The sequence below is a fragment of the Paracoccus zhouxuedongae genome (genome assembly GCF_041927815.1).
GTDB lineage: Bacteria > Pseudomonadota > Alphaproteobacteria > Rhodobacterales > Rhodobacteraceae > Paracoccus.
In genome coordinates this window covers 218,988-230,995 of sequence record NZ_JBHFHM010000004.1, presented here as the reverse complement: position 1 = coordinate 230,995, position 12,008 = coordinate 218,988, and the positions used below count along the sequence as shown (strand labels likewise).

The 12,008-nt window shown below is 65.9% G+C and carries 13 protein-coding genes and 1 tRNA gene; 5 read left to right on the top strand and 9 right to left on the bottom strand.

Annotation, left to right across the window (positions count from 1 at the left end; all coding sequences use genetic code 11):
* The first annotated feature begins 2 nt into the window (after window positions 1-2).
* The gene (locus tag ACEYYA_RS07160) at window positions 3-614 is read left to right on the top strand and encodes a class I SAM-dependent methyltransferase (protein ID WP_374799045.1); all 612 of its coding nucleotides are present in this window, start codon (window positions 3-5) and stop codon (window positions 612-614) included.
* 17 nt (window positions 615-631) lie between these two features.
* On the opposite strand, the gene ACEYYA_RS07155 is transcribed toward ACEYYA_RS07160, so the two are convergent.
* From ACEYYA_RS07155 to ACEYYA_RS07140, 4 genes are all read right to left on the bottom strand, one after another.
* Window positions 632-1,045 carry a c-type cytochrome gene (locus tag ACEYYA_RS07155; RefSeq protein ID WP_374799043.1) on the bottom strand — a complete coding sequence of 138 codons (414 nt, stop codon included), beginning with the start codon at window positions 1,043-1,045 and terminating at the stop codon, window positions 632-634.
* 190 nt (window positions 1,046-1,235) lie between these two features.
* On the bottom strand, window positions 1,236-1,634 hold the full coding sequence (cueR, locus tag ACEYYA_RS07150) for a Cu(I)-responsive transcriptional regulator (protein WP_374799041.1): 399 nt from the start codon (window positions 1,632-1,634) through the stop codon (window positions 1,236-1,238).
* A gap of 121 nt (window positions 1,635-1,755) precedes the next feature.
* Complete coding sequence (gene copM / locus ACEYYA_RS07145) at window positions 1,756-2,250, bottom strand: CopM family metallochaperone (protein WP_374799039.1); 495 nt, start codon at window positions 2,248-2,250, stop codon at window positions 1,756-1,758.
* Window positions 2,251-2,760: 510 nt separating this feature from the next.
* Window positions 2,761-2,958: a heavy-metal-associated domain-containing protein gene (locus ACEYYA_RS07140; protein WP_374799037.1), complete on the bottom strand. Its 198-nt coding sequence runs from the start codon at window positions 2,956-2,958 to the stop codon at window positions 2,761-2,763.
* A 153-nt stretch (window positions 2,959-3,111) separates the two neighbouring features.
* Here ACEYYA_RS07140 and ACEYYA_RS07135 point away from each other — a divergent pair, with 153 nt between their 5' ends.
* Both ACEYYA_RS07135 and ACEYYA_RS07130 read left to right on the top strand, forming a co-directional pair.
* Window positions 3,112-5,622, top strand: coding sequence for a heavy metal translocating P-type ATPase (locus ACEYYA_RS07135; protein WP_374799035.1), 2,511 nt, complete (start codon window positions 3,112-3,114; stop codon window positions 5,620-5,622).
* A gap of 117 nt (window positions 5,623-5,739) precedes the next feature.
* Entirely contained in the window at window positions 5,740-6,225 is a 486-nt protein-coding gene (locus ACEYYA_RS07130) for a DUF411 domain-containing protein (RefSeq protein ID WP_374799033.1), read from the top strand.
* A gap of 191 nt (window positions 6,226-6,416) precedes the next feature.
* Here the strand turns inward: ACEYYA_RS07130 and ACEYYA_RS07125 are convergent, their stop codons facing one another.
* Window positions 6,417-6,674: a hypothetical protein gene (locus ACEYYA_RS07125; protein ID WP_374799031.1), complete on the bottom strand. Its 258-nt coding sequence runs from the start codon at window positions 6,672-6,674 to the stop codon at window positions 6,417-6,419.
* Window positions 6,671-7,348, bottom strand: coding sequence for a YcbK family protein (locus ACEYYA_RS07120; protein WP_374799029.1), 678 nt, complete (start codon window positions 7,346-7,348; stop codon window positions 6,671-6,673). The genes ACEYYA_RS07125 and ACEYYA_RS07120 overlap by 4 nt, the downstream gene beginning before the upstream one ends.
* Here ACEYYA_RS07120 and ACEYYA_RS07115 point away from each other — a divergent pair.
* On the top strand, window positions 7,326-7,730 hold the full coding sequence (locus ACEYYA_RS07115) for a M48 family metallopeptidase (protein ID WP_374799027.1): 405 nt from the start codon (window positions 7,326-7,328) through the stop codon (window positions 7,728-7,730). The genes ACEYYA_RS07120 and ACEYYA_RS07115 overlap by 23 nt on opposite strands.
* A gap of 266 nt (window positions 7,731-7,996) precedes the next feature.
* Here the strand turns inward: ACEYYA_RS07115 and ACEYYA_RS07110 are convergent.
* Both ACEYYA_RS07110 and ACEYYA_RS07105 read right to left on the bottom strand, forming a co-directional pair.
* Window positions 7,997-8,086: transfer RNA gene (locus tag ACEYYA_RS07110), tRNA-Ser, on the bottom strand.
* Window positions 8,087-8,418: 332 nt separating this feature from the next.
* On the bottom strand, window positions 8,419-10,014 hold the full coding sequence (locus ACEYYA_RS07105) for a CHASE domain-containing protein (RefSeq protein WP_374799025.1): 1,596 nt from the start codon (window positions 10,012-10,014) through the stop codon (window positions 8,419-8,421).
* A 159-nt stretch (window positions 10,015-10,173) separates the two neighbouring features.
* Between ACEYYA_RS07105 and ACEYYA_RS07100 the strand changes: the two genes are divergently transcribed.
* Complete coding sequence (locus ACEYYA_RS07100) at window positions 10,174-10,761, top strand: thymidine kinase (RefSeq protein WP_374799023.1); 588 nt, start codon at window positions 10,174-10,176, stop codon at window positions 10,759-10,761.
* A gap of 66 nt (window positions 10,762-10,827) precedes the next feature.
* Here ACEYYA_RS07100 and ACEYYA_RS07095 read toward each other — a convergent pair whose 3' ends face one another.
* A complete protein-coding gene (locus ACEYYA_RS07095; protein ID WP_374799021.1) occupies window positions 10,828-11,946 on the bottom strand; it encodes a beta-ketoacyl-ACP synthase III in 1,119 nt (372 codons plus the stop codon).
* Between the last annotated feature and the right edge of the window lie 62 nt (window positions 11,947-12,008).

The following is a 12,008-nucleotide window of genomic DNA, read 5'->3' as shown; positions in this document are numbered from 1 at the left end:
CGATGTCCGAAGACCCGAACCGGTGGGAAGACGTCTATCGGAACAAGGAAGACGCCGAGACGAGCTGGCATGAGGCACGGCCGCAGGTGTCGCTCGACCTCATCGCGGAGACTGGCGTAAGGACGGACGCCGCCATCGTCGATGTGGGCGGGGGTTCCTCGCGGCTGGTGGACTGTCTGCTGGAACAGGGATTTCGCCGCGTCACCGTGCTCGACCTCTCGGAAACTGCCTTGGCGAAGGCTCGGGCGCGACTTCCCAAGGACGTGCCGGTCGAATGGGTGGTGGGCAACGTGCTGCACTGGAAGCCCTCCGATCCCTTCGACATCTGGCACGACCGCGCCGCCTTCCACTTCCTGACCGACACCGCCGATCAGGCGACATACGTGCGGGTCATGGATCGTGCCCTGGTCCCTGGCGGTCATGCCATCATCGGAACCTTCGCGCTGGACGGTCCGTCTACCTGCAGCGGACCGCCCGTCGCCCGCTACGACGCCGCACGGTTGTGCGAGCGGCTGGGCGATGGGTATCGGCTCATTCGAACCCTCGACCATGAACACCGAACCCTTTGGGACAGCGTGCAGCGGTTCCACTTCGGTCTCTTCCGGAAGGTCTGACGCAGACCGGAATGGGATCACTCGGCGGCGGCCGCATTCGATCTCTGCTCCTGCAGGTCCCGAATGTGTTCCGGCCAGGTCGACTTGATATAGTCGAGGATCGCCTCGATCTCAGGTTCATCCAGAACCGAGCCGAAGCCCGGCATGCCCGAGTTGAACGTCACGCCCATGTCGTCGAGCACCGCCTGACCGCCGCGTGTGATGTAGTCGATCAGCATCGCATCGTCATGGTGCCAGGTGTGGCCGGAGTGGTCATGGGGAGGCGCCGGGTAGACACCGTCGGCGTCGGGGCTGCGCCAGTCCGGCTGTCCCTCGAGATCGATGCCATGGCATGCCGCGCAGTGCTCGACGTAGAGCGCACGGCCAGTGTCCGAATCCGCCGGGGCGGCGTGCAGGAACGCCGCGGCAGGGAGCGGAAGCAGACCGATCATGATGACTGCTGAAGGCAAAAGCCGCACGGATGACGTTCCTATGCTGAACATCGGCCCGGATTCATCGAAAGAAGATGTATTTGACCAGCGCGGCGATGACGAGCACCACCAACACGGCGAGCACGAGACCCCAGAGTCCCATCCCCCACATCATGCCGTCGCCCATCATCGTTCCGCCCTCCATCGGGTCCTAGTGATCGCGCGTCTTCCCCGACAGCCCGTCGATGATCGAACATTCGGGGCGGGCGTCGCCGTGGCAGTTCTCGACCAGATGTCCGAGCATCTCCCGCAACCCAGTCAACTCTGCGATCTTGCGGTCGATCTCGCCGAGCTTCTCGGTGGCGATCGCCTTCACATCCGCGCTGGCCCGGTCGCGGTCAGTGTAGAGCGAGAGCAGTTGCCGACATTCCTCCACCGAAAATCCAAGGCTGCGGGAGCGCTGGACGAAGCGGAGCCGATGGACGTCCTCGGCGGAATAGTCGCGGTAGCCGTTTGCGGCACGATCGGCCGTCAGAAGGCCGATGTCCTCGTAGTAGCGGATCGTTTTGGGCGGCAGGCCCGATTGCCGAGCGGCAGTCCCGATGTTCATGGGCAGCACCTCCTGGGATCATCACCCCAATATAGAGGTTCCAGCTACTGGAAGCTCAAGAGGTTTCAGTGTGATCGGAAGAATGTGGCCGCGCGGACTGTCCCGCGCGGCCAGCGCAGCCTCAGTTGGCGTTTTCAGCCAGCCAGGTGGTCATCCGCTCGATCTCGGGGCCCTGCGCCGCGATGATCTCCTCGGCGAGCGCACGCATCTGCGGATCGTCGCCGTGCTCCAGCAGCACCTCGGCCATGTCGATGGCGCCCTGATGGTGGGCGATCATGCCGCAGGCGAAGGCCACGTCGGCATCCTCCATCATCATGCCCTCGTGCATGGCCGGCATGGTGATCATCATCTTGCGCATGTTCTCCTGGACATGCTCGGGCATGGAATCGAGGTCCATGCCTCCCATGCCCATCATCTCCATCATGCCGGCGCCCATGCCTCCGCCCTGATTGCCATGCATGCCGCCATGGCCCATGGCCGAGTGGTCCATGCCGCCCGCGGCGGCGGCCGTTGTGCACTGCTCGGGGAGCTGGAACTCCGCGTCCTGCGCGAAGGCAGGTGCCGAAAGCGCGGTTGCGGCGAGAGCCGCGGCGAGGATCGTCTTTGCGATAGTCATCTGAGTTCTCCTGAATGTGTGATTTGTCTCGCGATCAGAGCGCGAAGCGTCGCGGAGGGGGGAGGACCACTCCCGGATCGCTGCCCAATCCACTCACCGCCTCTGCCGCAGTCGTTACGTCGCTGGCCGCCAATTTGGTCATCTCATGCGCTCCGACTGAAATCGCCGTACAGCAATGAGCCATCATGCAACAGCCTGCTGCCGCAGCAGCACAGTCGGCGTCCATCTGAACGGTGAGAAAGCTGTGCTGGCCGCTCGGTTTGTCATGAGCGTGTTGAGTATGGGCTTCCGCTTGCGCTGTGTGATCAGACGGTGATGTGGAGCCAGAGTTGGCAGGCGGCCAGACGAAAGCGAAGGCCAGCGCCAGTAACGCTGCCATTGCCATGTTCCAAATCCGCGCTGATTTTTTCATCAATAGTGATCCACCCGGGAAGACGCTGGCTCAGAAGTTACAACCCGCTCCAGGTGAGCGTGTTCCTCTTGGCGCTGCTTCCGGCTATTGGCCGAGCGTCATGCCGCAGGGCGAGGCGAGAAACCGGCGTCCTCGAGCACGGCCGCAACGGCAGATTGACTGGCGCCCGACTCCACGGTCACCCGCTTCTGGGGCAGATCGATCTCGACCTTTGCCTGAGGGTCGACCGACTGGATCGCCTTGGTGACGCTCCTTGCGCAGCCGCCGCACGTCATGTTGTCGATCTGGAACTGCATGGCACTCTCCTCACGGGTTCTGATTACCCCAAGAGATGGGGCTTCCAGTTGGTGGAAGGTCAAGGGGAGTCATCAACACGAAATCGGGTGTTGACCTTCCAGTGACTGGAAAGAGCAGAAGGGTTCCAACAGAACTCGCAGATGGAGTCGACGATGAACGTCCACGCGACAGGAGGCGCCGAGATCGCTTCCAACCTGACACCCAAACTCGGCACGGTTTCGCTACCGGTCGTCGGGATGACCTGCGCTTCCTGCGTCGGGCGAGTCGAGAAGGCGTTGAGCCGCGTCGAAGGCGTGGGGACGGCGACGGCCAACCTCGCCACAGAGCGTGCCGATGTAACCCTGGCCCGGCCCGTCGATCACGCCACTCTCATCCGGGCGATCGAAGATGCAGGCTATGAGGTTCCAGACCGCTCGGTCACGCTCGCCATCGACGGCATGACCTGCGCCTCCTGCGTGGCGCGCGTCGAAAAGGCGCTGCTCGCCGTTCCGGGCGTCGCATCCGCCACCGTAAATCTGGCGACCGAACGGGCTGCGATTTCCGCTTCCGGCGCTGTCACGGATCGGGATCTTGTCGCTGCAGTCGCCGCTGCGGGATATGAGGCGCGGCCGAGCGGGAACGAAGACGACGAGGCGCAGGCGTCCCGCAAGCAGGCGGAGCAAGCGGCCCTGGGTCGCGACGTTGCCATCGCGGCTCTCCTGACGCTGCCGGTATTCGTGCTGGAGATGGGCTCGCACCTGATCCCGGCTGTCCATGACCTCGTCATGAACACCGTCGGCATGCGGGAAAGCTGGTATCTGCAGTTCGCTCTGACGACCGTGGTGCTGTTCTGGCCGGGGCTACGGTTCTACCGGATCGGACTGCCGGCCCTCGGAAAGGGCGCGCCGGACATGAACTCGCTGGTCACGGTCGGCACGCTGGCAGCCTGGACTTACTCGGTCGTGGCGACATTTGCGCCGCAGCTTCTGCCCCCAGGCACCGTGAACGTCTATTTCGAGGCGGCCGCGGTCATCGTCACCTTGATCCTGCTCGGCCGCTACCTCGAGGCTCGGGCCAAGGGCAGGACCTCGGAAGCGATCAAGCGCCTTGTCGGTCTCCAGCCCAGGACGGCCCGCGTTCGCCGCGATGGCAGCGTCATCGAGGTGGCGCTGGGGGATGTGGTGACGGGCGACCTCGTCGAGGTGCGCCCCGGAGAGCGGATCGCCGTGGATGGCGAGGTTGTCGAGGGCGCGTCCTTCGTCGACGAAGCCATGATCACGGGCGAACCGGTGCCGGTCGAAAAGCAGGCTGGCGCGACCGTGGTGGGTGGGACCGTCAACCAGACTGGTGCGCTCACCTTCCGCGCAACCGCAGTCGGCGCGGATACGATGCTCGCCCAGATCATCCGCATGGTGGAGGAGGCGCAGGGTTCCAAGCTTCCCATTCAGGCGCTCGTGGATCGCGTGACGCTGTGGTTCGTCCCCACCGTCATGGCGACGGCGGCGCTGACCTTCGTTGTCTGGGCGATCTTCGGCCCGGAGCCTGCGATAACCTTCGCGCTCGTAAATGCCGTCGCTGTGCTGATCATCGCCTGTCCCTGCGCAATGGGCCTTGCGACGCCCACATCGATCATGGTCGGAACCGGGCGCGGCGCGGAGATGGGTGTGCTGTTCCGCAAGGGTGAAGCGCTCCAGTCTCTGAAGGACGCCCGCGTCGTCGCCCTCGACAAGACCGGAACGCTGACCGAGGGCAAACCCACCCTCACCGACCTTGAGGTCACCAGTGGGCATGCCCGCGAAGAGGTTCTGGCGCTCATCGCCTCGGTCGAGGTCAAATCGGAGCATCCGATCGCGCGCGCCATCGTCGAAGCCGCCGAGGCGGACGGGCTGACGCTGTCCGATCTGACCCGGTTCGACAGCGTGACGGGGTACGGCGTCAGCGCTGATGTCGGCGGACGCCGCGTCGAGATCGGCGCGGATCGTTTCATGGAAAAGCTCGGCCTCGATGTCGGTGCATTCGCCTCAGCTGCCACGCGACTGGCCGACGAGGGCAAGTCGCCCCTCTATGCCGCCATTGACGGCAAGCTCGCCGCCATCATCGCTGTCGCTGATCCCGTCAAGGCCTCCACGCCGGAGGCCATCCGCGCCCTGCACGAGCTCGGATTGAAGGTGGCGATGATCACCGGCGACAACAGGCGCACCGCGGACGCCATCGCGCGGCAGCTCGATATCGACGTGGTCGTGGCGGAGGTGCTGCCGGACGGAAAGGTCGAGGCCGTCAAGGCGCTGAAGCGCCAGCATGGCGGGCTCGCCTATGTCGGAGACGGCATCAACGACGCGCCTGCCCTGGCCGAGGCGGATGTCGGCATCGCCATCGGCACGGGAACCGACATCGCCATCGAGGCCGCCGATGTGGTCCTGATGTCGGGCAGCCTGAAGGGCGTTCCGAATGCGATCGCGCTGTCCAAGGCGACGATCCGGAACATCCGGCAGAACCTGTTCTGGGCCTTTGCCTACAACACCGCGCTCATCCCGGTAGCAGCCGGCGTGCTTTATCCCGCCTTCGGGTTGCTCCTGTCGCCGGTCCTGGCGGCCGGCGCCATGGCCATGTCGAGCGTGTTCGTGTTGGGCAATGCGCTGAGGCTGAGGCGCTTCCGGGCTTCGATCATCGATGTCGGCCGATGACGAGGCATTGTGAATGCTGCCGCATGGCATGGATTGGCTGGCTGCGCTAGACAGGCAAGAACGTCGGAAACAGATCACTTGAGCCACCGCAGAGGATCGCGGTGAATACCTCGGAACATGGAGGAAGAAATGCGACTGATACTTTCCCGTCGAGGCTTCTTGCTGGGTGCCTGCGCTGCCTCGGTTGCCGCCGCTGTTCCCGCGGTGGCCGACGCCAGACCTGCGCTCCACGTTCTGAAGGACCCCAATTGCGGATGTTGCTCGGCCTGGGTCGAGATCGTACAGGCAGACGGGATCGAGGTGACAGTCGAGGAGAGCATGGGAACGGCTCTCGCCCGCTACAAGCTCGACAACGGTATCCCGCAGGAAATGTCCTCGTGCCACACCGGCAGGATCGCGGGCTACATGATCGAGGGTCATGTTCCGCCCGCCGATATCCGTCGGCTGCTGGAGGAACGACCGGACGCCATTGGTCTCGCCGTGCCCGGGATGCCCTACGGCTCGCCCGGCATGGGCCCGGAAACCGAGCGCGAGGCCTACGAGGTGTTTCTGATCCGGCGCAATGGGTCGACCGAAGTCTTCTCCAGCTATGGCGCGGCCTGAGCTCCGACCAGCTGGTCGATAGCCGTCAGGGGCGAGAGCAAGCGCGCGCCTGTTCCCGCATGACGCTGTAGTCGGCGATCATCTCTGCGACGGCCGACCGCCCTGACAGGAGCTCGAGTTCCTCGGCCGCCCGCGCCTGGAACTCCCGGCCATACTCGACCAAGGGCGAACACCTCGCGAGCCTGCCGTCCTCAGAATGAACCGTCGCGCAGCCGCTCAGCAAGCTCGTTGCGATCGCGAGGACGTCGATTCGCCGCTTCCAGCATCCGACGTTGGACATCATAGGCCCTCTCCGTGGTTTCAAGGCGCTCGACGAGGCGTCCCGCTCGCTCGCCGGAGCGCCGAAGCGAAAGAAGGAACAGGGACACGGCGAGCACGATGGCGCCGTAGCGCAGCGCCGCCCGCATCCATGAGCTCGTGGCGATCCCGGTGAGGAGCCCGCCGATCATCGCCGCCCCCGCTTCCAGTCGTCGAGGCGGGCGTAGATGGTGACCGCGATCCCGCCGAAGGCGACGGCGATGAACACCCACCGCAGGGTGTCGAGATACGGCACAAGCGGCAGGATTGCGGATTGGGTCTCGGCGAGGACGCTCTGCGCCACCTCGACCCCAGCTGCGCCCAGCGTCGCCACGCCTGCCGCACCACCCGCCTTCATGGTGCGGCTCTCGGCCAGCACTTCGCGCGCTGGTGGCGCTTCTTCGGCGAAGGCCGTCGCCCGGACCGGGAACCGCTCGCCCCACTGCCGTGCGGGCCCGAGGTCGACATGGATGAACCCGGAGCGCGGATAGAAGCCGAAGCCGAGGAACCCGACCTCCCGCGCCGCCGCCGCGAAGGCCGCTGGGTCGTGGTTCGCCATGGCGATATCGAAGGCAGCGCCGTCGAGATGCTTCGACCGGGTGGCGCCGCCGACGGCGCGGTTGTGCTCGGGACTACGATAGGCCGAGCGCACGATCAGCGGCTTGCCCAGCCGGTCGCGCAGCGCCTGCAGCTTGTCGAGCGCGGGTTCGTTGATCAGCAGCTTGCCGGTGCCCCGGCAGGCGATCTCGGCCGGGCTGAAGTTCGGCCAGCGCCAGGTGCCCTCAGGCACGTCGCGCCAAAGCGTGAAGCTGATCCGCGGCTTCATCATCGTGCAGACACACCGGCCGACCAAGCCGGAGGTGACGCGCGAACTGGTCGAGGCATGGTACCGGGACCGGGCCCACATCAAGTTTCCGGAGCGGATTGAGCTGTGTCTCGGCCTTTTCCCGGATCCCGAGGCATTCCGGCCGAAGGGTCTCATCGTACGCCAGACCCGGCAGCGATGGGGGTCGATGTCGCCGGCGGGACGCCTGCTGCTGAACCGCCGCCTCGTGCAGGCGCCGGTCGACGCCATCGACTACGTGATCACCCACGAGCTCTGCCATGTGGCCGAGCCACATCACGGCACTGCGTTTTTTGAGTTACTCGACAAGGTAATGCCCGACTGGGAGCGGCGGAAGCAGAGGTTGGAACGGGCCATGGCTTGAGAACTTCCGAACCCGGTCGCGGCAGACGCAAACGCGACCCCAATCCAAGCAATTTCAGGGCGGGGATTTTTCTTTGTTCAGACAATCACTTATAGGAAATTAACCAAATCGGCGCAGTCATGAGGTCCAGAGAATACGGGCTCTGAGAGACCGCTTCCGGCCCGTCTGGCGCTGGGGGCAGTGCTCAGCCCCTCCCGCATAACCCTTGAAAACAACGGAAAAATCCGGCCGCAGCCGGATCGGGAGAACGCTTTCGCGGGGGCAAGTGGCGGAGTGGAAGGGATTCGAACCCTCGAGACGGTTTCCCGCCTGCACCCTTAGCAGGGGTGTGCCTTCGACCACTCGGCCACCACTCCGCCGCGGGGTTTAGCAGGTGCGGCACGGAAAGGACAAGGGCAATCTGGCGTTTCGTGCAGGTGTTTTTCGGGGCTCCGCGCAGAGGCTGCGAGGCGGAAGGAGGCGGGGGCAAACTGGCCCTGCGGTGGCGGTGGGGCGCGGTGGTTCGACGGGCTTGCGCCACGGCGCCGACGGACGCGCCAACCATGCGTTTCACCACAAGCGGGTCGCCTTGCCCGCCTCACGGGGCGGTCACGCGCCCAATGGCGGCGGGGGCAAACACCCTGCGCGCGACCCGTTGCGCGTCAAGCCCTGCCCCGCCGGACAGCCCGGCCTGCGCCCGATCCGCCCGCTAGGTCGAGCGGGCCGCGTCGGTCAGCGGCACGGTGATCTCGACCCTCAGACCATCGGGACCAAAGCGGCGGCTGAAATGGCCCTCAAGGTCGCCCTCGATCAGCGCCTCGGCCTCGCGCCAGGTCAGGCGAAGCTGGCCCTTCGTGACCGACCAATCGACGGAAATCGCGGGCGCGCGGCCATCGTTGCCGCCATATTTCAACGCATTCGTCGTCAGCTCATGAATGACCAGCGCCATCGCGCGGGTGCGGTCCGGCGACAGCGGCACGGGCGGGCCGGACAGCGCGGCGTCGACCTCGGGGGTGGCCATGATCTGCTCCATCTCGGTGCGGATCAGGTCACGCAGATCGGCCGATCCGGCGCGCCCGGCCACCAGCAGATCCTGCGCCGCCGCCATCGACCGCAGCCGCCCGGAGAACAGCTGATCGAAGGTCTCCAGATCTGGGGCGCTGCGACGGGTGTGGCGGGCGATGGCCTGGATGCGGGCGATGTGATTCTTGATCCGGTGGGTCATCTCGCCCAGCAGCAGATCGCGGTCATGCACCAGCCGCGCCGCCAGCCGCGCGCTGTGGGCGATGCTGCGCAGCCGTGCCTGGCTGGCGCGCGCCGCCGCCCCCAGGGCCAGCGCCAGCAGCAGCGACAGCGCGCCGACCAACAGCGTCAGCGCAAAATCGCTGCGATTGTAAAAGCCCGCCTCGGGCGTCACGGTGATGCGCCAGTCGCGCCCGGCCACGGTAATATCGCGCACCGCCTGGCGGGTGTCGGGCGACGGCGGCGGGCTGCCCTCGGGGGCGCTGTCAAACAGCAGGCCGCCATCCGAACCGATGTCGATGCTGCGCAGCCGCAGCCCGTCCTTGGCAAGCCCCACCAAGGCGGCGCGATGCAGATCGCCTGCACGGAAGGGCGCATAGATCAGCCCGCTGATCGACCGCTCGGGGCGCGATGGCACTGGATCGGCCGCGACCGGGCGGCGCAGGCTGTGGGCGGGCACATAGATCAGAAAGCCCGCCTGCTTGACCTCGGTGATCTCTTGCACCAGCTCGACCGGGGCCGAGGCCGCCGGTGCATCGGTCTCCATCGCCCGCACGATCGCCGCCCGCCGCAGCTTTTCGCTGAACATGTCATAGCCCAGCGCCGCGATGTTGCGATCATCCTGCGGCTCAAGCAGGACGATCGGCGCGATCGGCCCGCTGGCCACGCGCGGACGCACCGGCAGCGCCTGGCCATAGTTCTGCGCGATCTCGGCACTGGCGTTGGGGCTATTGGCGGCGGGCATCAGCCGCGCGAAACCGATGCCCTGAATGCCGGTGTAATACGCGCTCAGGCCCAGACTGCGCACATAATCGGCGAATTCGCGCGCATCCATTTCACCACTGGGGGATTCGAACTGGCTGGCGGTGGCGCGCAACAGCGCCAGATGCTCGCGGATGCGGTCGCCGATCTGATAGGCGGTCAGATCGGCGCGCCGTTCCAGCCGGCCCTGGATCGTCTGTTCCTCCAGCCGGGCCACGGCAAGGGTCAGCGCCGCCCCGGCAAGCAGCAGGCCAAGCAACAGGACAAGCGGCATCAGCCGGTGGCGCAGAAGGGCAAGCATCGGATCGGGCCAGAACCAGACAAGAACAGGGATCGTGCTGCCATAAGGCCAGACGCGCCCGCGATCAAGCGATTTACGCCGGGCTGAAACTCGCGCCCCCTTGCCCGCCCCCTTGCCCGCCCCCTTGATCGCCACAGGCCGCTGCCGCTATCAGGCGCCATGGCGAAACTCTATTTCCATTATTCGACGATGAATGCCGGCAAAAGCACGTTGCTGTTGCAAGCCGCGCATAACTACCGCGAACGCGGGATGCAGGTCTGCCTGATGACGGCGGCGCTGGATACGCGGGCGGGCGCACGCACCATCGGCAGCCGCATCGGCCTGACCGCCCCGGCCGATGGCTTTGACGCAAGCACCGACCTTTTCGCCCAGATCCGGGCCGCCACCGCCGCCCCCGGCGGCTGCGCCTGCGTTTTTGTCGACGAGGCGCAATTCCTGACCGCCGAACAGGTCTGGCAACTGGCGCGCGCCGCCGATGACCTGGGCGTGCCGGTGATGTGCTACGGGCTGCGCGTCGATTTTCAGGGCAAGCTGTTTCCCGGCTCGGCGGCCCTGCTGGCCCTGGCCGATGACCTGCGCGAGGTGCGCACCATCTGCCATTGCGGGCGCAAGGCGACGATGGTGGTGCGCCAGGATGCGGAAGGCCGCGTCCTGCATGACGGCGCGCAGGTGCAGATCGGCGGGAATGAGACCTATGTCTCGCTCTGCCGCCGCCACTGGCGCGCCGCGATGGACAAAACCTGCTGAGCGCGCGGCTTCTTTCTTGCTGAAATACGCCGGGGTCCGGGGCAGCGCCCCGGTCCGCCCCCTGTCTCAGAACCGCCGCAGGATGACCGAGCCGACCGAGTAACCCGCGCCAAAGGAACAGATCAGCCCCAGATCGCCCGGCACCAGATCATCCGAGAACCGGTCAAAGGCGATGATCGACCCCGCGGATGAGGTATTGGCAAACTCTTGCAGGATGTTGGGCTGTTCGTCCGGCGCGGCTTCGCGCCCCAGCACCTTGCGGCCGATGAAATCGTTCATCGTCTTGTTGGCCTGATGCAGCCACATGCGCCGCAGCTCGCCCGGCGCGATTCCCTCGTCGGCCAGATGCGCCTGGATATGGGCGCTGACCATCGGCACGACCTCCTTGAAGACCTTGCGCCCCTCTTGCATGAACTTCATGTCGCGCCGGTCGGCCAGCCCATCGGGGCGGGTCTGGCGCAGGAAACCGTTGTTGTTGCGGATGTTGTTGGAAAACTGCGTCGCGCAGCGGGTCGAGACGATCTCGAACCCCTGCCCCACCTCCTCGCGCCGCTCGATCAGCGTCGCGGTGGCGACATCGCCGAAGATGAAGTGGCAATCGCGGTCGCGCCATTCCAGGTGCCCCGAGGTGATCTCGGGGTTGATGACCAGCGCGCGGCGCACCGATCCCGACCGGATCATGTCGGCCGCCGCCTGGATGCCGAAGGTGGCCGAGGAACAGGCGACGTTCATGTCAAAGGCAAAGCCGCCCGCGCCCAGAAGCTGCTGGATCTCGACGGCGATCGCCGGATAGGCGCGTTCCATGTTCGAGGCCGCGCAGATCACCAGATCGATATCCGCGCCGTTTCGCCCGGCGTGCGACAGCGCCTGACGCGCCGCAGCCACGCCGATTTCGGCCATCAGCCCCGGCTGGTCATCGCTGCGCTGCGCCAGTTCGGGATACATGCGCGACGGGTCCAGCACGCCGGATTTGTTCATCACATAGCGGCGCTCGATCCCCGATGCCTTCAGGATGAACTCGGTCGAGGAATGCTCTTTCGCCGCCACCTCGCCTGCGGCGATGGCCGCGGCATGTTCGGCGTTGAAACGGTCGGCATAGGCGTTGAACGCGGCGACCAGTTCATCATTGGTGATGGTTTCGGGCGGCACGAAAACGCCGGTTCCGGTAATCGCGGGGGTGAACATCTGCGGCTCCTGATATTCGGGCCACCTTTCCCCGCCACCGCACCCAAGGTCAAGCGCCCGCC